The sequence below is a fragment of the Rhodococcus sp. LB1 genome (assembly GCF_001583455.1).
Taxonomy (GTDB): Bacteria; Actinomycetota; Actinomycetes; order Mycobacteriales; family Mycobacteriaceae; genus Rhodococcus_F; species Rhodococcus_F opacus.
Map to the genome: position 1 here is coordinate 1 of NZ_LTCZ01000026.1, position 21,304 is coordinate 21,304.

Consider the following 21,304-nt stretch of genomic DNA (forward strand, 5'->3'; position numbering starts at 1 on the left):
CGAGTTTTCAGATGCGCTCTAAGAGCCGCCTGAAGCGGCTCATCAGCGCCTTCAGGCGCTTCTCCTTCTTCTAAGACCGGCCTTCGAGGGCCGGTCATCAGTATGAACCTGCAACCGCAGGTTCTTCTGCCGCGCCTGAAGCGCGGCTTTCATGCTTGCGAGCTTGAGCATCGACCTGCAGTCGATGTTCGCCCGCTTCCGGGTGTCCCTTCCAACACCCGGAGGTCGGTCGGTGACCTCTCCCACCGACCGCCTGAACTTCCCGAGGTGGTCTGACCTCGGGTTATCCGCTGAGTCAGCGGATAAGGGACGGGCCTATGCCTGCGGCCAACCGTCCCGCCTCCTGTTGGGGAGTTACCGCCTCTCGGTCTGTCTGGGGCAGGCCGAGGGGCACCCTCAACCTTGGGTCAGAACGTCAAATACGTTCTGGCCCTTTTTCTTTGACCAGAATACATGAGCACTCATGCTGAAAGAGAGGCACTATGCCCACCTACCAGTGCCCTCAGGGGCACGAGATCCGATCAATCACCGACCGAGACAACGGCGGTTACTGCCGCCGCTGCAGGTCCGAGCGCGAGAAGCGCCGACGGATCGGCAAGTCTGCAGCTTGGACCGTTGTCCGCGCCTTCGAGAGCGCAGGCGTCCACTTCCAGCACGACGGCGTACCCGTCGAGCCTGCCGAGGTAGTCCGGCAACTGGCCGAGGCCTACGCAGCCGGTGCGTTCGACACACACCCCGACTGACCACCTACGAAACCCAACCGCGAGGCCCTGGAGGCCGAGCTGAACTCACACGCGGCCAGATGCCGCACTAACCCAGGAGGTAACCCGATGGCGAACATCCCCGAGACCGCCCAGCTCCACGAGCTGCCTGCGTACTGGCAAGGACAGGTCCGCAAGCTGCGAAGCGAGAACCACGAACTACGGACACGGCTGCATACGGCTGACAGCTCCGGTACATGGTCCCAGAAGGTTCGGAAGCTGAACAGCGAGAGCCGGAACCTACGGGCCCGGTTGCGAGATGCCGAACAGCGCATCGTCGAGCTCGAGGCCGGTCGCAATGCCTAATGACAAGTTCTCCAAGCTGACCTGGCACAAGCGCACGCACGGCCACGAGTTCACCGGTGCCGAGTTTCGCGTGCTGATGTCAATCTTCGACCACTCGGACGAGCATGGCCGGAAGTCGCACCCCGGCCTCAAGCGGTTGATGGACGAGACCGGGTACAGCAAGTCGGCCATATCCGAGGCGCTCAAGGCGCTGCAGGCTCGAGGATGGATCACCCAATCGAGTCGGGGCTCGGGCGTCTCAGGCCGCGCCTCGGTCTACGAGCTGGTTCCCGATGCTCCGAGTAGGTCCAGTGGACTGGACCAATCCAGCAACGGAGGTAGTTCCGCTGGAGTGGACCAACTACCCGAGGTTGGTCCAGTGGAGCGAACCAGTAGGTCCAGTGGGCTGGACCTAGTTGGTCCAGTGGAGTGGACACCATCAGATCCGGATATCAAATCCGGATCAGATCCTTATAGATCAGATCAAGGAGAGGTTCGGCAGTCACCGAACCATCAGGAGGACCAGGACGAGACCGGCCATGAGAGCCGGTCTCTTGCGGTTGCAGGGTCAGAGGCAACTGGAGCCCGTGCGTCGGGCACGGGCAATCCGCCGGCCACGGAGGATCGGCCGGCCAAGAGCACGCAGGCCGAACCTGCATCTGCGGGTGCCACCGAGGCACCCGAGGAGAACCGGCCTGTCGGCCTGCAGCCGCTGGCCCCGTCGTCGAGTACCGACCCGTTCGCCAGCGAGCCCGCATGGCGAGCTGAGGGACGAGCACGCGAGAAGCGTGCTGCACGCCTGCTCGAACCTGCATCCGCATCCCGCCGGATCCCTGATCCGTTCGCGAGCTGACCACAACTTGACACCCACCAGGGCCACGACCGGCGTCGTGGCCTTTCGCATATCCAGAGGAGAGAACATGCAGAACCAACTGACCGAGGCAGTCGTACGAGCCGCCGAGCAGCGAGGCCCGGAACGGGTCTGGAACGTCGGCCCGGAGGCCGTCGTCACCTTCGGCACCGGCCAGGGCCACCCGTTCGATGGCCTGACCGTCACCCACTGGAGCTACGACGGATGAGCGTCTACGTCGCCTGGGTACTGGTCAACCTCACGGCTGGAGCCGCGATGGTTCTGGACGCCCGGAGGTCGGCCCGATGAGCCCACAAGATCAGGAAGCCGCCTTCCAGCGGCATCTGCGGATGTCCGCGAACTACATCGCAACCATCCACGAGGCCGGAGACCTCGCGTGGTTCGAGGACGGACATCCGCGCCGGTACGTCATCCTCAGCCAGCTCGGGCTGGATGACGACATCGAAGAGACCGACCTACGCCGTGCGCTGTTTATGCGCCGGTACCGATAGCCCAAGGAGAGAATCATGAGCACCCAAGAAACCGACTCCCCGATTCCCGGCGCTGAGAGCAACGCTGACGGAGTTTCCACCGATTCCGGCACCACGGGGTACCCCTGAGGCTGAGAACGGCTCTCAGCGGGCCAACAAAGAAGCTCGGTACCGGGTAGAGCGCAATGAAGCCCGCGAGGAGCTGACCGCCGCTCAGGCCCGCATCGAACGGATGCAGCGAGCAGAGGTGGAGCGAGTCGCTGGCGAGCATCTCGCGATGCCTGGCGACCTCTTCTCGCTCTCTGGCAACGAGCTGGCCGACTACCTCGACGACGACGGCAACGTCGATCCCGAGAAGGTGGCCGCTGATGTCGACGCCGTCCTGACTGAGCGTCCCGGTCTGCGGAAGAACGCTCCCGCGTTCGATCCGTCGCAGGGTCTCGGCGGGAGCCTGCAGGCCAAGCGCGAGCCGACGCTCGCTGACCTCCTCAGCGCACCGCCTCAACACCCCTACTGATCTTCGAGCGCGGGTCTGTGGCCCGCTCTCAACCACGCCTCCGCGAGGCATCCGAGGGCCGATCTGTGATCGGTCCTTTTCCATTGCTGCACAACAAATCTGAAGGAATCACACATGACAATGCTGCACTCGAATACCGCTGACGCGTTCACCCCCGAGGACTATGGCAAGGCCGTGGACCTGGCCGTGAAGGCAACTTCTGTCGCGGCTCGCACCGCGACGGTCGTGGGAACCGACAAGGTCAAGATCAACTTCCCGATCTGGACCGCCGACCCCGCCGTCGGTTGGTACAACGAGAACGACACCATCGCCGAGACCGACGGCGCGACCGACGAGGTCGAGGTCATCCCGACCAAGACCGCAGGCTTGACCCCGATCTCCAACGAACTGGCCGAGGACTCGACGCCTGCAGCTCTGGACCTGATCGCTGCCGGTCTGTCGAACCAGATCACTCGTGCCATCGACGGCGGGTACCTGGCCAACACCACGGCCAAGGGTCCGAACGGTCTGCTCTCTATCGGCTACACCGGCATGGACACCGGAGCCAACCTGACGAACCTGGATCCGTTCATCTCGGCTCGCTACGCAGCCAAGGTCAACGGCTCGGATCTGACCTCGTGGATCATGTCCCCGGAGCAGGCCGAGGTGCTGAGCAAGCTCAAGACCGCCAGCGGCTCGAACCAGCCGCTGATCGAGTTTGTCGAGGACGGTCTCGAGGTCGTCGGCCTGCCGGTCGTGGTCTCCTGTTGGCCGTCGCTGAGAATGCAGACGATGGCGTCACGGAATTTGCAGACGCTGGTGTCCCCGTTCGTCGGCAGGCTGACGGGCTCGTCGGCACGGTGACTGCTGTGCGTCATTGTGAACTCCGACGATCGGCACGATGACGGACGCACCCGGGCACGGCAAGACCGGACGGCACGGTCTGTCAGCCGCTGCGGGGTGGGGACAGCAGACGTCCCTGTGTGTAGATCCCGATCAGGTCCCACGGCGGATCAGGGAACCCGAAGCGGCGACGATCCTCGACCGCGGCCGCCGACAGGACGCACAGCGCGTCCCCGAGCGGATTCCCGACGTACCGGATGGTGCCGAACGCCTCGCGGGCGACGAGGACCAGCCGCTCGGTACCCCGGCGATGCAGCCACTGCACATGCTCACCGGTAGTGCGGCGTAGCCAGCGGCGCACGGTCGATTCCGGGCGGCCCATCCGCTCGGCGATCCTCCGGAACCCCAGGCCTTTCGCCTTGTGGGCCAACGCATTCCCGATCACCTCGGTACTGTCGGCCCGGCGTACCTGCAGCGCGGTGGGCAACAGGATGTGCGTGGCGCCGCAGTCGCGGCAGCGCACCCGTTGTGGGCGCACGGTCAGGGTCGTCTCGCCCACCGAGCGGACGGTGCGGGCACGCCCGTGTCCCCACCGGACCACCGTGCCCCGGCACTGCGGGCATCGCATGGTGCCGGCGTCGAGAAGGGTGTCGGCCTCCTCGGGCCTGCGTATGACGATCACAGCCGATGACTCCGCTCATGGTGGGACCAGTGTCGACGACTACATCCAATCGCACCAGGGGCCGGTTCGTGTTGGTAGCAGCGCTTCTCACGGCACGCTGTCACGCCGGATGCCGACGACGTCGCCGCCGTCACCGCGCGGTCCTGTCCGCCCGATCCGGCATCGCTCCTCACGGCTGTTCTCGTTCCTCGGCACGGTGACGATGCAGACGATCGGCCCTCTGCCCGGAACCCATCTGCATCACGGGTGACGGTTGGTCGCCCCGTGGTCGTCATACGCAGAGGCGCTCAACAGTCTCCGACCAGGTCGACGCGAACACCAAGTTCTGGGGCATCCCGCAGGCGCATGTCGTGCTCGTCGTCCGCAAGGGCACCCGGGTCGAGAAGTTCCCGAACGTCCAGCAGGACGGTCAGTGGGTTCGCGCGGTGTCGCGCCTCGGTCTCGGGTTCCTGAACGAGCCCGGCGTCGTTCGCGGATACGACGTTGCCTGATCGCAACTTGACACCCCCCGGAATGGACCTAAATCCGTTCCCTGACAACTGAAATACCGATGCTGGACGGGCACCCTACGGGGTGCCCTTCTGGCGTCTCAGCCGAACGTAACGAGGAGAGACCCCTATGACCACCAACCGCAAACCCCGTAACTCTGAGCCATGCCAGCGCGAAGGATGCCCCCGCATAGCTTCCGACAACTGCAAGTACTGCTGTTTTGTCTGCCGAACAGTGGCACAGGAACTGGAGAACACTCAACGGGTCTGTGAGGCGGTCGGAGACTCCGAGCTGACCAATGAGCTATGGGCGCAGGCTGTCGCCCTCAGCGACGAATGCAGCCGATACCTCGAACTCAGGTTCAAGCTCCGCACGTTGGCGATGGAGGCAGGCATCAGCCCGAAGCAGTGGCAGGACATCCGCCGAGGCCGAGTCACCACCGGCTAGGGGCTGCTCACTATGTGCCCGTTTGGTACTTCATCATCCCGGCTGTGATCCTTCGACTATTCGCCGCCCACCTGGCGCTCCACTCTGGGGCCTCAGCTGCGAGTTTGTCGCTCACCTCGACGGTGTCGTCACCGTCGTACTCCTCGATGCGGGAACACGCCTTGGCGAGGCTCCCTCGCATTTGTGACCGATCCTCTCCCTCGAGCAGGAACACCTCAGGTGCTAGTTCGACGGCCAGATGCCCCTCGACTCGGTGGGTAGCTCTCATCCGCATCTACGGATTATCGCAGGTCAGACTAGGTAAAGGCAAAGAGGCCGACGGGTGTTTCGGGACCAGGCACCCCAGGGGGTATCCCCCCTACCCCACCTTCCTGACCGGGTGGTTATGCGGTTGAGCCATCACGTGCAGTTTTCAAAACCTGATTTTTTCACCAGATGCCCTGATCAGGGCCTATTTCCTACTTCAGATAAAGGAGTTGAAACGCTATGCGGCCACGAATGCCGAGGGGTTTCGGGTCGGCAGGCCAGAAACTCTGGAGAACCGTCCTGGACGAGTACGAGCTGGAGTACGAGCCACACAAGCTCGAGATCCTCGCCCACGCCTGCCGCGTATCCGACACGATCGCCGAGCTGGACCGGGCGACCGCCAGCGAGCCACTGACCGTTCGAGGTAGTGCCGGCCAAATGGTCATCCATCCGCTGATCTCCGAGGTTCGGTTTCAGCGGGCGCTGCTGGCCCAGCTCCTCGCCCGTCTCAACTTCGCACCAGCAGAGGAGGACTAGCCATGACCAGAGGTACTGGGATGTCGCCAACCAGGCGACGTAATCGCAAGCCCTCAGCCTCGAGCCCTGAGGCTCTGGCTGCCCTTCTCCCGGACGAACTCCGATCTCTCGAGGGTCTGTATACCCCCAGCGATTACCAGTCGCTACGGAGGCAAGTGGCCGGCTGGCTCAACCAGTCCATGCCTGGCCTTACCCCCAACCTGGCCGTTCCTGTCATGAACGCCGCCAGCCTCAGCGCCGCAGACTACTACCGCCACGCGTTGACACGCACCGACACTCCTTGAGCTCTGCCCAGGCCGGGAGCCGATGAGCTGCTGTAACACGGTCACCGAGGTATCCGGATCGACACCTGGTGGTATGACTTTGGCAACCAATGCGGCGTGGCTCACACACACTGTGACAACATGTACCCATGGCCGAGGGAGAGTTCGTGCAGTATCGCCGTCCCCCTGTGAGGAATACCGTCCTGCGAGTTTATGTCGAGCCGATCGAGAACTTCGATCTCAACTTGGCGATCACGTTGAACTCGAAGTGGGGCACGGAGTATCCCGTCTTGCGGCAGGGCTTACTCAAGAGTCGACCACGGCAGCTTCCAACCGTAACCCCACCGTTCGCCAAAGGTGAATGGTGGGCGATGTCGTCAATTGAGCAGACGAATGATTCTCTACAGAGAGTTCTCGGGATTCAGTTCGACCAGATCTCGCTGTCTTGGACCTTTGATGAAGACAAGCCAGAAGGCCAGTACCCAGGTTTTGAGAAACTATCGCAAGAACTCGATGAGAAGCTGGATACATTTGCGGCTGCGATTGAAGAAATGGGCTCTTCCTTCGAAGTGCATGCTTGTGAATGTGTTTACACAAACACACTTGAAGATGTACGCGGCCCCGACTGGGTGAGCGGCTACCTCACCGACTGGAATGACACTGCTCAGGTTGCGGAGATGCCCCCAGAGACCAAGTATTTAGGTGCCAATTTCAGATTCGAGAACTCCAGCGAGTCCGCCGACACAATTTCGTACGTGAGGCTCAAAGACAACCGGAAGTCCCAAGAAGCGGAATTAACAATTCAGGTAATTGCGAAACCACTGGGTGATGATCCTGAGGATAGATCTGGTTTGGACAGTTCACGACGTTTGATGCAAGCTGCCCATCGAGAACTAATCACCAACTTTGAGCGTTGCGCTAGCACGTCAATGAAGGAGAACTGGGGAAAGGAGAAGCGATGACAACCGCCGGTGCTGAGTGCTTCGCGGACACGCGACCCAGGGTCCGTCAGCATGTTCTCGACGAGGATCAGCTGACCAGGGATATCGCGACAGTCGTCTTTGCCGATCTAGTGATGCACCCGTATGTCGAGGATGACGACGGCTCCTCCGTCGTTGACTTTTACGGCTATGGCGTCGCCGCGCGCCGTGCTCGCAGAGATGTGCGCCAGTTGAAGCGGCGCGGACTCATCAAAGCGGCAGTTGCCCGAGATGCCCTCGAACTTATCCGGTTCCTTTTCAAGTCCAACACCGTCTATGCCACAATCTCTCATGACGACGGAGGCGTGATCTTCTATTGGAAGGCGGCGGACATGTCGATGGAGATCGACGTGTTCCCAGCGGAGGGGTTTTGGTGGTCTGTGTCAAACGTTGCCCATGATTCTTATGAGGGCAGCGGATATTCTCTCAACACGCAGGCGCTTAAGCACAGCCTCAATCAGTTCTCCAAGGAAGTTGAATCTGTCAATTCCAATTGGCGCAATCAGGCTGTTTAAGTAAGTCGTGACTAGCATCGAGTGGGTACATGACGACCCCGACATCCCGAACGAAGCTGTAGTTTATCGGCGGGTCGAGAAGGATGGCGATCCAAACAACTTCTCCCTGGACCGCATCCATGAAACCACCTGTCTAGGTCCTGGCGCGTTCACTGCCGCTACTCGCGATAAGGGACCAGAGGGCGGCCTCTCGGCACATCTGGAATACCTACTCAGGCGTCACGGCATTCAGACCGCCGACCTTGTTGATGACTGGGATACGTTCGGAGTCGCTAGATTCCACGTGCGCGATCTTCGAGAAGGCGGCGGCGGAATCATCGAGAAAGAAGACCCCGATGACGCGATCATCGGCAAAGCTCATGCTCTGATGCGTAGTGCATCCCCGGGGATGAAGGCCCGGGGTGCTTGGGCCTCGGCACGCAAGCTCGTGCTGGAGCGTGCCGTCTACTTTGAGTCCGATCCCGGTTACTCGGATGACGGTGATGTCGAGTCTGCGAGTGGCGAATCTACCGAGGTCTCCCCAACCGATAGCTGAGGGCGGCTGTGCTCGGCCCACCTGAATGGCCAATCCCGTTGTTCCAAAATCCAGCCGACAGAATAGGCGCTAGCGAATTTGGCGGAGGGGGACGCTTGAGTGTCCGAAACGCCCCGATCCAGCATGTCGCGGAACCTACCCCATAAGGCTGACCGCACGACCTCATTTGAGTATCGGACCGCCTGGCGGCGGGCTCCTCTCGACCTCGAGGAGCACCCAAGGGTGCCGGTGTCGAATACCCCTCCCCGGAGCTCCCACGGACCATGCCCCGTTACCGCGTCACGGCAGCACCTGTAGCCCATCCGCAGAGTGCGAACAGGCTGGCGCTGACCCCCGTGGCGTCTGGCCAGACCCACTACGGGAGCGCCCACCCCGGTTGGCGGGATTGAGAACACCGGGAGCCGCTGGTTAGCGTCGGGCGGCACTTGGAACGACGGCAGGCCAAAGGCCCGCACCGCGCCCCAGGGATTGCGCCCTGGGAGGCGGAACGGGTCGTTAGCTGGTCGGGTACAGCCGTTCGGCTGTGGCGATGGTGTCGAGAAGGTCGCCGGGGTGATCGACGGCAAGCATCGACAGCAGGTGGAACGCCAGGTGTCCGGTTGGGTCAGCGCCAAGATGGGCGCTGAGGGCGTCGAGGACGTCGCTGGTCATCAGCGTGTCGCGCGCCTCGTCGGTGGATACAGCTATGCTGCGGTTGTTCATAACGGCTCTCTCCGTTGTGACCAAGACCCCGCAGGTGCTCCAACACCTTAGGGGTCACTTGTCTTGCGGGAGTAATCAGCGAGAACTGAATACTCCGCCGTCGACATACCGTCCTCGTCCGTCGCGAGCAGCGTCAAGCGAGCCGTCAGTGCCCGAACTCCCGCAAAGGCCCGAACTTCCGCCAAGGCACGAACTCCCGCCAACGCCCCGATTCCGTGTTCCATGGTGTTCCCCCTTCAGAGTGTCCGGCGCAGCGGTTCTGCGCCGGAAGTGTCGATACGTCACAACAGCCCGCCGTCCAGCACCCGCGAGGCCAGCCCGACGACGACCGGGATGATGCCGAGACAGATGAATGCCGGCAGGAAGCACAACCCGAGGGGGCCACTGATCAGCACGCCCGCGCGTTCTGCCGACGCCGCCGCCAGATGCTCGACCTGGATTCGGCCGTCTGCGGCGAGTTCCGTCATCGAACCGGCGAGCGACGATCCCGATGCGGCCGACCGGCGCGCCATGCGGGCAAGGGATTCAGTGGCCGGGTCCGACGCCGCCACCTCCCATGCGGTCGCCGCATCCGCCCCTAACGACAGCAGGTCTGCGGCGCGGCGAAGCGATTCCGACAGCGGCGCGGGCGCCGACCGCGACACGGCCTGCGCCGCGGTCGCGACGGGCAGTCCGGCGCGCAGGCACGCTGCCAGCAGGTCGAAGGCCGCGGCGATCGCGAGCGGGTCCTCGCGGCGCGCGCCGTCGTCCACCGCGGACGCCGCGTCACCCGGGCCGACGCCGTCGCCGCGCAGTCGCTGCACCGGCGATCTGGGTGTGGGGAGGACCAGCACGGCGCCGGCGAGGAGAAGCACCGCACACCAGATCATCCCGTCACCCGTCCGGTGATCCGGTCGGTCCACAACAGGCCCGCGCACACCAGCCCCGCACCGAGCAGCAACAGGATTCCACCCACACCGCCGCCGAACAGCACCGTCAGAGGGGACGCCCCCATCATCTGGCCGAGACCGACACCCAGGAGCGGCAGCCCGGCCAGTACGGTCGCCGTCGCCCTCGCCCCGGCCAGCGACGCCTCCGTTCGCCGACGGAAGTGACTGCGCCCCAACAGGTCCGTCCGTGCCGCCTCGAGCAGTTCCGCCAGTGCGAGACCGTGCGCGTCGGCCACCGCCCAGATATCGGCGATCCGCTCCAACTCGGTACCGACGCGGGAGTCCGCGATCCGGAACCCGTCGGCGGCCGACCCTCCGAGCCGCGAGCGCGCCGACGCGGCCCGGAATGCTGCCGACACACTGCCTGCGGACTCGTCGGCCGCCGTCTGGCATGCAGCAGCCGGATGGGCGCCCACCCGAAGTTCCGCCGTCACCACTTCGAGACTCGACAGTACGACACGCAGATCGGCGTCCTTCGCTTTCGCCGCCTTGCGTCGAGACGACCTGAAACGCACTGTTGCACAGACGATCGTCGCGGCGAGGACCGCGCACAGTCCGCCCAGTGCGTACATGATCGGAATGCCGGCCAGCGCCGCCGGAACCACCCAGGGCAGACGCAACCGGCGACGGGGACCTCCCCTGCCCGACACCGCGAGCAACCGGGGCCGCGATCTCGCGGACGGCACCGTCAGCACCGCGCAGGCGAGCACCACCAGACCGGCGATCACGACGGCACCTCCGTTCCTGAATCCACCGGTCCACGGCGAGAACACAAGCGGCGGAGCCGATCCACCGCCGGACCCTCACCCGTGTCGTGGCTCCAGGCGGGCACGATCGTGACGTGCCCGTACTCGTCGCGGGTGACGACACCGATCTGCGTCAGCCGACGCGCCCCGCTCGAGGCCCGGTGGACGTGCAGGACCACCTGCACGGCGGCGGCCAGCTGACTGTGCAACGCCGAGCGGTCCATTCCGCCCAGTGCCGCAAGCGCTTCGAGCCGCGCCGGAACCTCCTCGGGCGAGTTGGCGTGCACCGTTCCGGCACCGCCGTCGTGACCTGTGTTGAGTGCCGTCAGCAGGTCGACGACCTCAGCGCCGCGAACCTCGCCGACTACGATCCGGTCGGGGCGCATGCGCAGGGATTGACGGACGAGGTCCCGGACGGTCACCTCACCCACGCCCTCGACGTTGGGTGCCCGAGCCACGAGCCGGACCACGTGCGGGTGCGTCGGCGCCAGCTCCGCGGCGTCCTCGACGCACACGATCCGTTCCGCCGGGTCCACCGCACCCAGCAACGCGGCCAGCAGCGTGGTCTTGCCTGCGCCGGTGCCGCCGGTGACCAGGAAGGCGAGCCGCGCGTGCACGATCTTCACCAGCAGGTCGTGGGCCGCCTCGGCCACGGCACCGCGGGCGACGAGCGCGCCGAGCCCCTGGGTGGCCGGGCGCAGCACCCGCAGCGACAGGCAGGTGCCGCCCTGAGCCACGGGAGCGAGGACGGCATGCAGCCGCACGCCGAACGAGCCGTTTCCGACGTCCCGCAGTCTTCCGTCGACCCACGGCTGAGCGTCGTCGAGGCGGCGTCCGGCGGACAGCGCGAGACGTTGCGCGAGCCGGCGCACCGCCGCCTCGTCGGTGAACCGGACAGCTGCGCGTTCGAGGCCGCGGCCTCGGTCGACCCACACGCGGTCGGGCGCGGTGACGAGCACGTCCGCGACTCCGGGTTCCGTCAGCAACGACTCGAGTGGGCCGGCGCCGGTGAGTTCGGTCATGAGCACCCGCAGCGCCCCGAGCAGGTCGGTGTCGCCGAGCACGCCACCGGACTCGGTGCGGATGGCAGCGGCGACTGTGGCCGGCGTCGGCTCGCCGGACGTGTGCGCGAGACGTTCGCGCACCCGGTCGAGCAGGTCGGGGGTGACGAGGGAACTCATGCCGCCCACTCCCGCGACCGCGGTCTGCTGCCGACCGTGTCGAGGACCGCCTCTGCCGCGGCGCCCAGCGGGGAGCGCCGGCCCGGCCTGAGTCCGCCGTGTTCGAGCATTCCGGTGAGCGCGCGCTCGGCGCGCATCGACGCGATCAGCGGCAGGTCGAGAACCTCCGCCACGTCGGCGCCGCGGAGCCCACCGGGTGCCGGGCCGCGGACCACGAGTCCCTGGTTGGGGTTCCTCTCGGTGATCCACTGCGACACCTTTCCCGCGGCGATGCAGGCCCGGACGGTCGCGGGCACGACGAGGACCACCAGATCGGCGAGTTCGAGGACGGTTTCCGTGACCGGGCCGGGGAACCGGGAAACGTCGCACACGACCAGATCGCCCGCATGGCGGCCGGCATCGGTGACCGCACGGACCGCGGCCGCTGTCGGTCCGGCGCCGTGCCCGGTCCTGCTGCAGGCGAGCACCCGCAGCCGGTCGCCGCGGGCGGGGAGGGCGTCCCGGAGCGCACCCGAGGAGATCCGGCCGCCCTCGATCGACAGACCCGACCATCGCAGTCCGGGCACGTCCTCGATGCCCAGCAGCACGTCGAGGCCGGACCCCCACGAGTCGGTGTCGAGCAGAAGCGTGGGCTGCGGTCGCGATGCCGCGGTGAGGGCTGTCGCCGCCGACAGTGTGGAGGCGCCCGCCCCGCCACATCCACCGACGACGGCGACGACGGTTCCGTCCGCCTCGGGACGCTGAGGTTGCTCGCCGAGCACGGCGACCAGCGCCGACTCGTCCTCGGGCACCGCGAGCACGTGTTCCGCACCGACCGCGGTCGCGATCCGCCACTCGTCGATGCCCGGCGGTCCGTCGCACAGCAGCACCACACGGCGCCGGCGTGGGAGCCGGTTGCGGCACGCTGCGGCTGCGCGTGCGTCGAGCACGACGATCGGGGCACTTCCCCAGACGTGCCGAGCGTCGGCGACGTCGACCTCGTTCAGCGCCCGGTCGGCCGCTGCCGCCACGCGCCTGATGCTGTGCAACAGCGCCGGGTCGTCGACCAGAACCAGCACTTCACCCCCGCCTTCTGCGTCCATGCAGCGAGCGTGCCCGCTGCCGGAGACCGCTGGAAGGGGCTCGGCTCGAACTGTGGACAACTTCGGCCCTGTGGATAGAAACTGGTACTACCGCACCAATTTCGGGTTCCGATTCGGGAGAGGCGGCAAACCTGCCGCAGACAGAGGACGACCCTCGCCAGGGGGGGAGGAGGCGAGGGTCGTCAGTGTTCAGCCCCGGGGGGTCGGGCTGAACATCGTCCGGATCAAATCCGAACATCAGCAATACTACACCTCCCCCGATCAGTATTTGCAAGTTCAACTGTTGAACGTTCCGTCGTGTCGATAGTGCCGAAAGACCCTTCCTCCGGCCGTTCATACGAGCCCCCACCCCACCCGAAGTCCGCATATCCTTGGGAACTGTGACCGCGAAGCCACAGAGAAGTGCCAAGACAGGTCGACACACCGAGACAGGTCGGGTTGCCGCATTCTTCGACCTCGACAAGACGATCATCGCGAAATCCAGCACCCTCGCGTTCAGCAGACCGTTCTTCGACCAGGGCCTGATCAACCGCCGATCGGTTCTCAAGAGCAGTTACGCGCAGTTCCTGTTCCTGCTGTCGGGCGCGGACCACGATCAGATGGAGCGGATGCGCGCCTACCTCACGAGCATGTGCGCGGGCTGGAACGTCGACCAGGTCCGGTCCGTGGTCGCCGAAACCCTCCACGACATCGTGGACCCCCTGGTGTTCGCCGAGGCCGCCGACCTCATCGCGGACCACAAGCTGCGCGGCCACGACGTCATCGTGGTCTCGGCGTCGGGCGAGGAGGTGGTGGCGCCGATCGCCGACGCACTCGGCGCCACACGCAGCACTGCCACCCGCATGGCGGTCGCGGACGGGCTCTACACGGGCGAGGTGGAGTTCTACTGCTACGGCGAAGGCAAAGTGGACGCGATGCGGCAACTGGCCGACGAATACCACTACGACCTGTCGGCATGTTACGCCTACTCCGACTCCGTGACCGATCTCCCGATGCTGACCGCGGTCGGCCACCCGACTGCGGTCAACCCGGACCGGGCGTTGCGGAAGGCTGCGGCCGGAAACGGTTGGCCCATATTGACTTTCTCGAACCCGGTCTCCCTCCGGGCACGCCTCCAGGCGCCGTCCGCCACCACCGTCGCGACCACGGCGGCGGTGAGCGTCGGGGCCCTGGTCGCGGGCGCATTCACGTATGGAGTGTTGCGCCGCAAGCGCTGACCGCCGCAACCCGCGACACGGTCACAAACCGAATTTGATACTTGCTGTGAGGGGGGTCACGGGGTACAAAGGAGTTACGGAAGAACGGAAGGCCAAGGTCGACCCAGAAGAGAAGGATCGATCTCCCGACCAGGATTCCCAGCACGGGCACTAGGTACCCACGCGAAGCATAAGCCACTATAAGGGCAGAAGCGTTGTGGGCCTGCGAGACTCGGGTCTTCACCGGCAAGGACCCTGCACAGGTTGCAAGGACGACCCGACGATATTCGGACTCTCGCCGAGGCCACCCACACAACCCACATTGCACGCTTGGTAACCGGTTGTCCGTGCTAACGGGCGGCGAAGTCGACAGCAGTCGGCAGCGCCGCCCGTTTCACATGTTCGGGAACTTCTTGCAACACAGGAGATTTCGGCTAACTCGCTGCGGCCTCCGCGATCGACGTGGCCTCCCGGGCTCCGGCCTCCATAGCGCCGCAGCAGAGGACGACCCAGCTGCCCACACCCTCCGGCTCGCCCGACGCGAACGCGGCAGCCCCGTTGCGGTACGCCTGCTGCCGGCGCAACCAGCTGACCTCCGGGACCCCGAGGTTGTGCGGATCGAGCCCGCTCGCCACGGAAACCAGACGTGACGCGGCGCGCGCGACGATACCGTCACCGACCCCGAACGGCTTCAGCGTCAACAATTCCCCGTGCACCACGGCCGCCAGAACCGGCGCGGGCGCAGCTGTTCCTCCCGTCACGAGCTGGGCGAGACCGTCGAGCCGCTCCGCGACGCCGGACCCGGCACGTGGCCTGCCGAGCAATTCCTGATCCTCCACGAGATCGGCCGCGGCCAGCAGATGCAGCCGCGCGAGGGCCTGCAGGGGTGCCCGCTGCCAGGTGGACTGCAGAAGCGTGAGGGCATCACCGTCGAGGGCCTGCCCGACCCGCAGCGCCCCCGACAGAATCGGGTCGCCGGCCTCGCCGGGCGCGGGTAACTCGGTGCTGCCGCCGTCCAGCGACGCCGAGGCGCGGGCCGCCCGGACCGCCGCCTCGGCCGCCGTGGTCGGCCAGCCGCGCCGGTTGGTCTTGTGACGGTGAACCGCACCGAGCGCGTCGCGCGCACGGTCCGCGGCTTCGCGGACGCCGGGAAGGTCGACGAGGGGCTGCAACGGGTCGCTCACGTACCGGAACGCTACCCGGCGCCGTCCCGCGTCAGGCGCCGAGCCGGATCGATCCGCCGGGAATCGCATCCAGCAGCTTCCGCGTGTACTCCTCCTTCGGGGACGTGAAGACCTCATCCGTGGTCGCTTTCTCCACGATCGCGCCGGTGGACATGACGAGCACGTCGTCGGCGATCTGCCGCACCACCGCCAGGTCGTGGGTGATGAACAGGTACGTCAACCCCAGCTCCGCCTGCAGGTCGTTCAGCAGCGTCAGGATCTGGTCCTGGACCAGCACGTCGAGCGCCGACACCGCCTCGTCGCACACCACCATCTCCGGCTGCAGCGCCAACGCCCGGGCGATCGCCACCCGCTGCCGCTGGCCACCGGACAGCTCGTTCGGGAACCTCCGCATCACCGAAGCCGGCAGCGCCACCTTGTCCAGCAGGTCGCGTACCCGCGCTTCCCGCTCCGCCTTCGTCCCCACCTTGTGGGTGCGCAGGGGCTCCTCGACGGTGCGGAAGATGGAGTACATCGGGTCGAGCGTGCCGTACGGATTCTGGAAGATCGGCTGCACCCGGCGACGGAACGCGAGCGTCTCCCGGCGGTCCAGCGTCGCGACGTCCTTGCCGTCGAACACGACATTCCCCGACGTCGGCGCGAGAAGCCCGAGGACCATCTGCGCAACTGTCGACTTACCCGACCCCGACTCGCCGACGATGGCCGTGGTCGTCCCGCGGCGGACCGCGAACGAGACGTCGTCGACGGCGGTGAAGTCGGTGGACTTCCGTAGCCCGTGCCGGATCTTGAACACCTTGGTCAGCCCGGTGGCCACGACTACGTCGTCGGTGGCCTTACCGAACTCGACGCCGATCTCGCCGTGCTGTTCGGCCTCGCCGACCACCTCGAGGGCGTGCTCCCGGATGTCCGCCCGGGCCAGCGAAGAACTCCGGCGTTGCGACGCCAGTGACGGCGCCGCCGCCACCAGCTTCCGGGTGTACGGGTGGCGCGGCCGCTGCAGGATCTCCAACGCCGGCCCCGCCTCGACCACCCGCCCCTTGCTCATGACGATCAGGTGCTCGGCCCGCTCGGCGGCCAGGCCGAGGTCGTGGGTGATGAGCAGGACCGCGGTGCCCAGCTCGTTGGTGAGACCGTCGAGATGGTCGAGGATCTGGCGTTGGACCGTGACATCGAGGGCCGACGTGGGCTCGTCCGCGATCAGCAGTTGCGGGCGGGCCGACAGCCCGATGGCGATGAGGGCGCGCTGGCGCATGCCGCCGGAGAACTCGTGCGGATACTGGCCCAGGCGGTCCTCGGCGTCGGCGAGTCCGGCCTCCTCGAGCAGCTCGGCGGCACGCGCCTTCGCAGCCTTTCCCTTCTCGATCCCGTTGGCTTCCAACGCCTCCTCGATCTGGAAACCGACCTTCCACACCGGGTTGAGGTTGGACATCGGGTCCTGCGGGACGAGGCCGATCTTCTGACCGCGCAGCGCGACGAACTCGCGCTCGGGCGCCTCCGCGAGGTCCTGCCCCTCGAACAGGATCTGACCGCCGGTCACCTTGCCCGTCCCGGGCAGCAGGTTGATGATCGCGTGGGCGGTCGTGGACTTACCCGAACCGGACTCACCGACGATCGCCACCGTCTGCCCCGGATACACCGTGAGACTGACACCGCGGACCGCGGGCACGAGCCCCGAATGGGACTGGAACGACACTTCCAGGTCCCGGATCTCGAGCAACGGCACCTCGTCGGCCGAATTCTGCGGTCCGGCTGGTTCGTTCGTGGACACCGCGCTCACCTCTTCCGGGCCTTGGGATCGAGCGCGTCCCGGAGAGCGTCGCCCATCATGATGAAACCGAGCACCGTGATCGCCAGCGCGGTCGCCGGGTAGAACAGGATCGGCGACCCCTGACGCAGCGTGACCTGGGCCGTGCTGATGTCTCCGCCCCACGAGATCTCGGTGGACGGCAGCCCGATGCCCAGGAACGACAGTGTCGCCTCGGCCACGATGTAAATGCCGAGCGAGATGGTCGCGATCACGATGATCGGGGCGAGGGAGTTCGGCAGCACGTGCCGGACGAGGGTGCGCACGTTCGATACCCCGAGCGCCCGCGACGCCATCACGTAGTCGTTGTTCTTCGCCGAGATCACCGCGCCACGAGCAATTCTCGCCATCTGAGGCCACCCGAACAGAGCGAGGACGACGATCAGCGTCCAGACGGTGCGGTCGGCGAACAGCTGCATCAGGACGATCGCGGCGAGGATGAGCGGGATGCCGAAGAAGATGTCGGCGATCCGGGACAGCAACGAGTCGGCCCAGCCGCCGTAGAAACCGGCGACCGCACCGAACACCACGCCCACGACGAGCACGATCGACGTGACACCGACACCCACCAGCACCGACGCCCGCGCCCCGTAGATCGTGCGGGAGTAGATGTCGCAGCCCTGCTTGTCGAATCCGAACCAGTGCCCCGCCGACGGACCCTGCATGCTGAACGCGAGATCGCAGAACCTGGGGTCGGTGCCGGTGAACAGACCGGGGAAGCCTGCCACGGCAATCACCACGACGATGATCACCGTGGCGACCAGGAACAGCGGACGTTTGCGGAGGTCCCGCCACGCATCCGACCACATGCTCGTCGGCGGCTGGTCGATGTGGACGGCGTCGGTCTCTCCCGGCGCCGCCACTTCTTCGGGTGCCACGAAATGCGCCTGACGGGTCTTCCGGTCGCCCGTCCGAGGCGACTCGTTCTCCACTTTCTCAGACATAGCGAATCCTCGGGTCGAGCGCGGCGTACAGGAGGTCGACGAGCAGGTTGGCGAGCAGATAGATGACGATCAGTACTGTCACGAAGGACACCACCGTCGGCGCCTCACCGCGGGTGACCGCCTGATAGATCGTGCCGCCGACACCGTTGATGTTGAAGATGCCCTCCGTGACGATCGCGCCGCCCATCAGGGTCGCGAGGTCGGCGCCGAGGAACGTGACCACCGGGATCAGCGAATTCCGCAGCACGTGCACCTGCACCACGCGGCGCCGCGAAAGACCCTTGGCCGTAGCGGTTCTCACGTAGTCGGCGGTGAGGTTCTCCGCGACCGACGTCCGGGTGAGCCGGAGTACGTATGCGAACGACACCGACCCGAGGACGAACGCGGGCAGCAGCAGATTCTTGAAACTGGTGTTGCCCCCGACCGTCGGAGGCACCAACCCCCATTTCACGCCGACGAAGAATTGGGCCAGGAAGCCGATGACGAAGATCGGGATCGCGATGATCACCAGGCTCACGAGGAGGACGGAACTGTCGAAGATGCCGCCCTTGCGGAGTCCGGCCCACAGGCCGAAGCCGATCCCGAAGATCCCCTCGATGGCGAGCGCCATCAGGGACAACTTGATGGTGATCGGGAATGCCTGCGCCAGAACCTCACTGACGGGGCGACCGGAGAAGGACGTACCGAAGTCGAGGGTGAAGATGCCCTTCAGATACAGGAGGTACTGCGTCAGGAACGGCTCGTCGAGGTGGTATCGCTCACGGAGTTGGGCCGCCACCGCGGGGCTGAGTGCCTTGTCGCCGGCCAGCGCGGCAATCGGGTCTCCGGGCAGTAGGAACACCATCGCGTAGATCAGGAACGTGGCCCCGAGGAACACCGGGATCATCTGGAGCAAACGGCGACCGACGTACCAGAGCATCGGATCACCTCCTATTCGTCGGGAGCAGTGACGTCAGGAATCCGTAGCCTCGGCTCGTACTCCCGAGCGGGGCCGCGAACTGACAGCTCGCGGCCCCACCCGTCGTCGAAGAATCTCCGGTGCGTCAGTTCTTCTCGATGTCGGAGTACATCGGGATGCCCTTCCAGTCGATGACCACGTTCGACACGTTCTCCGACCAGCCGCTGGCAGCGTTGCGGTACCACGTCGGGACGGCAGGCAGGTCTCGCAGGAGAACTTCCTGCGCCTGGTTCAGCAGTTCCTGGGCCTTGTCGGGATCGACCTCACCCGCGGAGGCACGCAGAAGCCGGTCGAACTCGGGGTTCGAGTAGTCACCGTCGTTGGAGCTGCCGCCGGTCTGGTAGTTCTGCGCGAGGAAGCCGTACTGCTGCGGGTAGTCGCCCTGCCACCCCGAACGGAACGCGCTGGGGATGGTGCGGTTGGTGGCCTCGGTGCGGATCTGCGCGAACGTGGGGTACTCCTTGCCCTTCGCGTCGATACCGAGGGTGTTGCGGATGTTGTTGGCGGTGGCGTCGACCCATTCCTTGTGGCCGCCGTCGCCGTTGTACGCGATCTCGAAACTGCCCGACCACGGGGCGATGGCGTCGGCCTGGGCCCACAGCCTCTTCGCCGCCTCCGGGTCGTACTTCAGGTTGCCGTTGCCGACGAGCGAATCCGACCAGCCCTCGATGGCGGGGCTGGTGAAGTCGAGTGCGGGGGTGCGGGTGTTGTTGTAGATCTGCTGGGTGATCTGGTCGCGGTTGATCGCCATCGAGATGGCCTGGCGGCGCAGCGTGCCCTCCTCACCGCTGAAGTGCGGCAGACGGCCCGGGATCGTGAACGTCTCGATGGTCGCGGACGGCTGGTTCACGGTGCGGCCCGGCAGGTCGGTCTCGAACGTCGTGACCGCGCTCGGCGGCACCTGGTCGAGGACGTCGACATTGCCTGCGAGCAGATCCGTGTACGCCGTGTCGAGGCTGTTGTACATGACGAAGTCGACGCCGGCATTCTTCGGCTTACGGTTGCCGTTGTAGTCGGGGTTCACGACGGTGTCGATCCGGACGTTGTGCTGCCACGCTCCGGGGCCGGACATCATGTACGGACCGTTGCCGATGGGATTCTCACCGAACGCCGCCATGTCCTGGTACGCGACTGCGGGCAACGGGTAGTACGCGGCGAACCCGAGGCGGTCCGGGAAGGCGGACTCGGGTTGCTTCAGTTCGATCGTGAACGTGGAGTCGTCGACCACCTTCAGTCCCGACATGGTCTGCACCGTCGGGTTCTCGGCGGCCACCTCGTCGTAGCCCTGGATCGGGTCGAAGAACGACGCTTGGATCTGCGCATTCGTGGACAGCGCGCCGTAATTCCAGGCGTCGACGAACGAGGCCGCCGTGACCGGCGTGCCGTCCGTGAACGTCCAGCCGTCCTTCAGCTTCACGGTGAAGTTCTTGCCGTCGGTCGTCTCGATCGACTCGGCGACCTCGTTGTTCACCCCGCCGTCGGAGTCGTAGGAGACGAGCCCCGCGAACAGCGAATCGACGACGCGGCCACCCTGATTCTCGCTGGTATTGGTGGGAATCAACGGGTTCTGTGGTTCGCTTGCCCAGGCGTTGACGATTCCGCTACCACCCCCGCTCGTCGAATCACCGGACGAGCAGGCGGACAGCATCCCTGCTGCCAGGCCGACCGCCACAACAGCGGCTGCCACACGTGTGATGCGCAAAACGATCCTCCCAGATCTGCGTGGTTCCGGGCAGCGGTTCCGGGCGCAGCCCGAATGATGGGATGACGATAAGTCAACGTTTCAATCTGTGTAGCCACGACGGGCGAAACTCGTGCAATCGGCACCTGATCGAAACATCGTCGGCACGGGGGGCTCCACTCGTCGCCCCCGATCGCCGTCCGTCGCGCCCAGTCGACCGATCGTCGCAGAATATGGGCATGCAACCCTCTGCAACGGTGCACTCGGGGGACCATGTGACTACCCTCACACGTGCTAGAAGTGCCGAATTCGAGACTGGAAAGAAGGCCGGGCCACAATGACCAGTGCAGCACAGGCGAGCGGAGCGACGGAGAAGTCGGAACATTCTGATTCCGTCCCGCAGGTGTATCCGCCGAGCCCCGAGTTCACCGCAACGGCGAACGCCGGCCCCGACCTCCAGGCTGCCGCCGACGAAGA

Annotated in this window: 26 protein-coding genes; 14 read left to right on the plus strand and 12 right to left on the minus strand. The window is 65.6% G+C overall.

Features of this window, described 5'->3' with window-relative positions:
* Positions 1 to 482 precede the first annotated feature (482 nt).
* From AZG88_RS05170 to AZG88_RS05190, 7 genes are all read left to right on the plus strand, one after another.
* Complete coding sequence (locus AZG88_RS05170) at positions 483 to 743, plus strand: hypothetical protein (protein ID WP_061697103.1); 261 nt, start codon at positions 483 to 485, stop codon at positions 741 to 743.
* Between the two features lie 87 nt (positions 744 to 830).
* Entirely contained in the window at positions 831 to 1,067 is a 237-nt protein-coding gene (locus tag AZG88_RS05175; RefSeq protein ID WP_061697104.1) for a hypothetical protein, read from the plus strand.
* Complete coding sequence (locus AZG88_RS55470) at positions 1,060 to 1,899, plus strand: helix-turn-helix domain-containing protein (protein WP_442971704.1); 840 nt, start codon at positions 1,060 to 1,062, stop codon at positions 1,897 to 1,899. The genes AZG88_RS05175 and AZG88_RS55470 overlap by 8 nt, the downstream gene beginning before the upstream one ends.
* Positions 1,900 to 1,966: 67 nt before the next feature.
* Positions 1,967 to 2,125 (plus strand): hypothetical protein, encoded by a 159-nt coding sequence (locus AZG88_RS51510; RefSeq protein ID WP_156517429.1) that lies wholly within the window; start codon positions 1,967 to 1,969, stop codon positions 2,123 to 2,125.
* Between the two features lie 76 nt (positions 2,126 to 2,201).
* A complete protein-coding gene (locus AZG88_RS51515) occupies positions 2,202 to 2,408 on the plus strand; it encodes a hypothetical protein (protein ID WP_156517430.1) in 207 nt (68 codons plus the stop codon).
* A gap of 256 nt (positions 2,409 to 2,664) precedes the next feature.
* Complete coding sequence (locus AZG88_RS53340) at positions 2,665 to 2,904, plus strand: hypothetical protein (protein ID WP_231913834.1); 240 nt, start codon at positions 2,665 to 2,667, stop codon at positions 2,902 to 2,904.
* A gap of 114 nt (positions 2,905 to 3,018) precedes the next feature.
* Positions 3,019 to 3,747, plus strand: coding sequence for a phage major capsid protein (locus AZG88_RS05190; protein WP_061697107.1), 729 nt, complete (start codon positions 3,019 to 3,021; stop codon positions 3,745 to 3,747).
* A gap of 82 nt (positions 3,748 to 3,829) precedes the next feature.
* Here the strand turns inward: AZG88_RS05190 and AZG88_RS05195 are convergent, their stop codons facing one another.
* Positions 3,830 to 4,408: a DUF6431 domain-containing protein gene (locus tag AZG88_RS05195; protein WP_061697108.1), complete on the minus strand. Its 579-nt coding sequence runs from the start codon at positions 4,406 to 4,408 to the stop codon at positions 3,830 to 3,832.
* Positions 4,409 to 4,758: 350 nt separating this feature from the next.
* On the opposite strand from AZG88_RS05195, the gene AZG88_RS51520 reads away from it, so the two are divergent.
* Both AZG88_RS51520 and AZG88_RS05200 read left to right on the plus strand, forming a co-directional pair.
* Positions 4,759 to 4,899, plus strand: coding sequence for a hypothetical protein (locus tag AZG88_RS51520; RefSeq protein WP_156517431.1), 141 nt, complete (start codon positions 4,759 to 4,761; stop codon positions 4,897 to 4,899).
* A gap of 232 nt (positions 4,900 to 5,131) precedes the next feature.
* Positions 5,132 to 5,344, plus strand: coding sequence for a hypothetical protein (locus AZG88_RS05200; protein ID WP_231913835.1), 213 nt, complete (start codon positions 5,132 to 5,134; stop codon positions 5,342 to 5,344).
* Positions 5,345 to 5,354: 10 nt separating this feature from the next.
* Here the strand turns inward: AZG88_RS05200 and AZG88_RS55475 are convergent, their stop codons facing one another.
* Complete coding sequence (locus AZG88_RS55475) at positions 5,355 to 5,618, minus strand: hypothetical protein (RefSeq protein ID WP_442971703.1); 264 nt, start codon at positions 5,616 to 5,618, stop codon at positions 5,355 to 5,357.
* A 212-nt stretch (positions 5,619 to 5,830) separates the two neighbouring features.
* On the opposite strand from AZG88_RS55475, the gene AZG88_RS05210 reads away from it, so the two are divergent.
* From AZG88_RS05210 to AZG88_RS51530, 4 genes are all read left to right on the plus strand, one after another.
* Entirely contained in the window at positions 5,831 to 6,127 is a 297-nt protein-coding gene (locus AZG88_RS05210) for a hypothetical protein (protein ID WP_082833238.1), read from the plus strand.
* 412 nt (positions 6,128 to 6,539) lie between these two features.
* Positions 6,540 to 7,352: a hypothetical protein gene (locus AZG88_RS51525; protein WP_156517432.1), complete on the plus strand. Its 813-nt coding sequence runs from the start codon at positions 6,540 to 6,542 to the stop codon at positions 7,350 to 7,352.
* Entirely contained in the window at positions 7,349 to 7,885 is a 537-nt protein-coding gene (locus AZG88_RS05215) for a hypothetical protein (protein ID WP_061697111.1), read from the plus strand. Before AZG88_RS51525 ends, AZG88_RS05215 begins: the two co-directional genes overlap by 4 nt.
* A gap of 7 nt (positions 7,886 to 7,892) precedes the next feature.
* Positions 7,893 to 8,420, plus strand: a complete 528-nt coding sequence (locus AZG88_RS51530; protein WP_156517433.1) for a hypothetical protein — start codon at positions 7,893 to 7,895, stop codon at positions 8,418 to 8,420.
* A 495-nt stretch (positions 8,421 to 8,915) separates the two neighbouring features.
* On the opposite strand, the gene AZG88_RS05220 is transcribed toward AZG88_RS51530, so the two are convergent.
* The 5 genes from AZG88_RS05220 to ssd all read right to left on the minus strand — a co-directional run bounded on the left by AZG88_RS05220 (position 8,916) and on the right by ssd (position 13,060).
* Positions 8,916 to 9,122 (minus strand): hypothetical protein, encoded by a 207-nt coding sequence (locus tag AZG88_RS05220; protein WP_061697112.1) that lies wholly within the window; start codon positions 9,120 to 9,122, stop codon positions 8,916 to 8,918.
* A 281-nt stretch (positions 9,123 to 9,403) separates the two neighbouring features.
* Positions 9,404 to 9,991 (minus strand): type II secretion system F family protein, encoded by a 588-nt coding sequence (locus AZG88_RS05225; protein WP_061697113.1) that lies wholly within the window; start codon positions 9,989 to 9,991, stop codon positions 9,404 to 9,406.
* On the minus strand, positions 9,988 to 10,779 hold the full coding sequence (locus AZG88_RS05230; protein WP_061697117.1) for a type II secretion system F family protein: 792 nt from the start codon (positions 10,777 to 10,779) through the stop codon (positions 9,988 to 9,990). The genes AZG88_RS05225 and AZG88_RS05230 overlap by 4 nt, the downstream gene beginning before the upstream one ends.
* On the minus strand, positions 10,776 to 11,978 hold the full coding sequence (locus tag AZG88_RS05235) for a TadA family conjugal transfer-associated ATPase (protein WP_025431727.1): 1,203 nt from the start codon (positions 11,976 to 11,978) through the stop codon (positions 10,776 to 10,778). The genes AZG88_RS05230 and AZG88_RS05235 overlap by 4 nt, the downstream gene beginning before the upstream one ends.
* On the minus strand, positions 11,975 to 13,060 hold the full coding sequence (gene ssd, locus AZG88_RS05240; RefSeq protein ID WP_061697114.1) for a septum site-determining protein Ssd: 1,086 nt from the start codon (positions 13,058 to 13,060) through the stop codon (positions 11,975 to 11,977). The genes AZG88_RS05235 and ssd overlap by 4 nt, the downstream gene beginning before the upstream one ends.
* A 380-nt stretch (positions 13,061 to 13,440) precedes the next feature.
* Between ssd and AZG88_RS05245 the strand changes: the two genes are divergently transcribed.
* On the plus strand, positions 13,441 to 14,277 hold the full coding sequence (locus AZG88_RS05245; RefSeq protein WP_025431725.1) for an HAD family hydrolase: 837 nt from the start codon (positions 13,441 to 13,443) through the stop codon (positions 14,275 to 14,277).
* A 413-nt stretch (positions 14,278 to 14,690) separates the two neighbouring features.
* Here the strand turns inward: AZG88_RS05245 and AZG88_RS05250 are convergent, their stop codons facing one another.
* The 5 genes from AZG88_RS05250 to AZG88_RS05270 form a co-directional block, all read right to left on the minus strand.
* Entirely contained in the window at positions 14,691 to 15,440 is a 750-nt protein-coding gene (locus tag AZG88_RS05250) for a hypothetical protein (protein ID WP_061697118.1), read from the minus strand.
* 31 nt (positions 15,441 to 15,471) lie between these two features.
* Positions 15,472 to 17,217, minus strand: a complete 1,746-nt coding sequence (locus AZG88_RS05255) for a dipeptide ABC transporter ATP-binding protein (RefSeq protein WP_005248475.1) — start codon at positions 17,215 to 17,217, stop codon at positions 15,472 to 15,474.
* Complete coding sequence (locus tag AZG88_RS05260) at positions 17,214 to 18,188, minus strand: ABC transporter permease (RefSeq protein WP_005248476.1); 975 nt, start codon at positions 18,186 to 18,188, stop codon at positions 17,214 to 17,216. The genes AZG88_RS05255 and AZG88_RS05260 overlap by 4 nt, the downstream gene beginning before the upstream one ends.
* Positions 18,181 to 19,107, minus strand: a complete 927-nt coding sequence (locus AZG88_RS05265) for an ABC transporter permease (protein WP_005248477.1) — start codon at positions 19,105 to 19,107, stop codon at positions 18,181 to 18,183. Before AZG88_RS05265 ends, AZG88_RS05260 begins: the two co-directional genes overlap by 8 nt.
* 124 nt (positions 19,108 to 19,231) lie before the next feature.
* Entirely contained in the window at positions 19,232 to 20,848 is a 1,617-nt protein-coding gene (locus AZG88_RS05270; RefSeq protein WP_061697115.1) for a peptide ABC transporter substrate-binding protein, read from the minus strand.
* Positions 20,849 to 21,304: the final 456 nt, after the last annotated feature.

What these genes read in the sequence shown, in the direction of transcription:
- AZG88_RS53340 (WP_231913834.1), top strand. Translation starts at nt 2,665, where the DNA reads ATGCCTGGCGACCTCTTCTCGCTCTCTGGCAACGAGCTGGCCGACTAC.
- AZG88_RS05175 (WP_061697104.1), top strand. Translation starts at nt 831, where the DNA reads ATGGCGAACATCCCCGAGACCGCCCAGCTCCACGAGCTGCCTGCGTAC.
- AZG88_RS51510 (WP_156517429.1), top strand. Translation starts at nt 1,967, where the DNA reads ATGCAGAACCAACTGACCGAGGCAGTCGTACGAGCCGCCGAGCAGCGA.
- AZG88_RS05210 (WP_082833238.1), top strand. Translation starts at nt 5,831, where the DNA reads ATGCGGCCACGAATGCCGAGGGGTTTCGGGTCGGCAGGCCAGAAACTC.
- AZG88_RS05225 (WP_061697113.1), bottom strand. Translation starts at nt 9,991, where the DNA reads ATGATCTGGTGTGCGGTGCTTCTCCTCGCCGGCGCCGTGCTGGTCCTC.
- AZG88_RS05235 (WP_025431727.1), bottom strand. Translation starts at nt 11,978, where the DNA reads ATGAGTTCCCTCGTCACCCCCGACCTGCTCGACCGGGTGCGCGAACGT.
- AZG88_RS05220 (WP_061697112.1), bottom strand. Translation starts at nt 9,122, where the DNA reads ATGAACAACCGCAGCATAGCTGTATCCACCGACGAGGCGCGCGACACG.
- AZG88_RS05260 (WP_005248476.1), bottom strand. Translation starts at nt 18,188, where the DNA reads ATGTCTGAGAAAGTGGAGAACGAGTCGCCTCGGACGGGCGACCGGAAG.
- AZG88_RS05170 (WP_061697103.1), top strand. Translation starts at nt 483, where the DNA reads ATGCCCACCTACCAGTGCCCTCAGGGGCACGAGATCCGATCAATCACC.
- AZG88_RS51525 (WP_156517432.1), top strand. Translation starts at nt 6,540, where the DNA reads ATGGCCGAGGGAGAGTTCGTGCAGTATCGCCGTCCCCCTGTGAGGAAT.
- AZG88_RS55475 (WP_442971703.1), bottom strand. Translation starts at nt 5,618, where the DNA reads ATGCGGATGAGAGCTACCCACCGAGTCGAGGGGCATCTGGCCGTCGAA.
- AZG88_RS51515 (WP_156517430.1), top strand. Translation starts at nt 2,202, where the DNA reads ATGAGCCCACAAGATCAGGAAGCCGCCTTCCAGCGGCATCTGCGGATG.
- AZG88_RS05265 (WP_005248477.1), bottom strand. Translation starts at nt 19,107, where the DNA reads ATGCTCTGGTACGTCGGTCGCCGTTTGCTCCAGATGATCCCGGTGTTC.
- ssd (WP_061697114.1), bottom strand. Translation starts at nt 13,060, where the DNA reads ATGGACGCAGAAGGCGGGGGTGAAGTGCTGGTTCTGGTCGACGACCCG.
- AZG88_RS05215 (WP_061697111.1), top strand. Translation starts at nt 7,349, where the DNA reads ATGACAACCGCCGGTGCTGAGTGCTTCGCGGACACGCGACCCAGGGTC.
- AZG88_RS55470 (WP_442971704.1), top strand. Translation starts at nt 1,060, where the DNA reads ATGCCTAATGACAAGTTCTCCAAGCTGACCTGGCACAAGCGCACGCAC.
- AZG88_RS05190 (WP_061697107.1), top strand. Translation starts at nt 3,019, where the DNA reads ATGACAATGCTGCACTCGAATACCGCTGACGCGTTCACCCCCGAGGAC.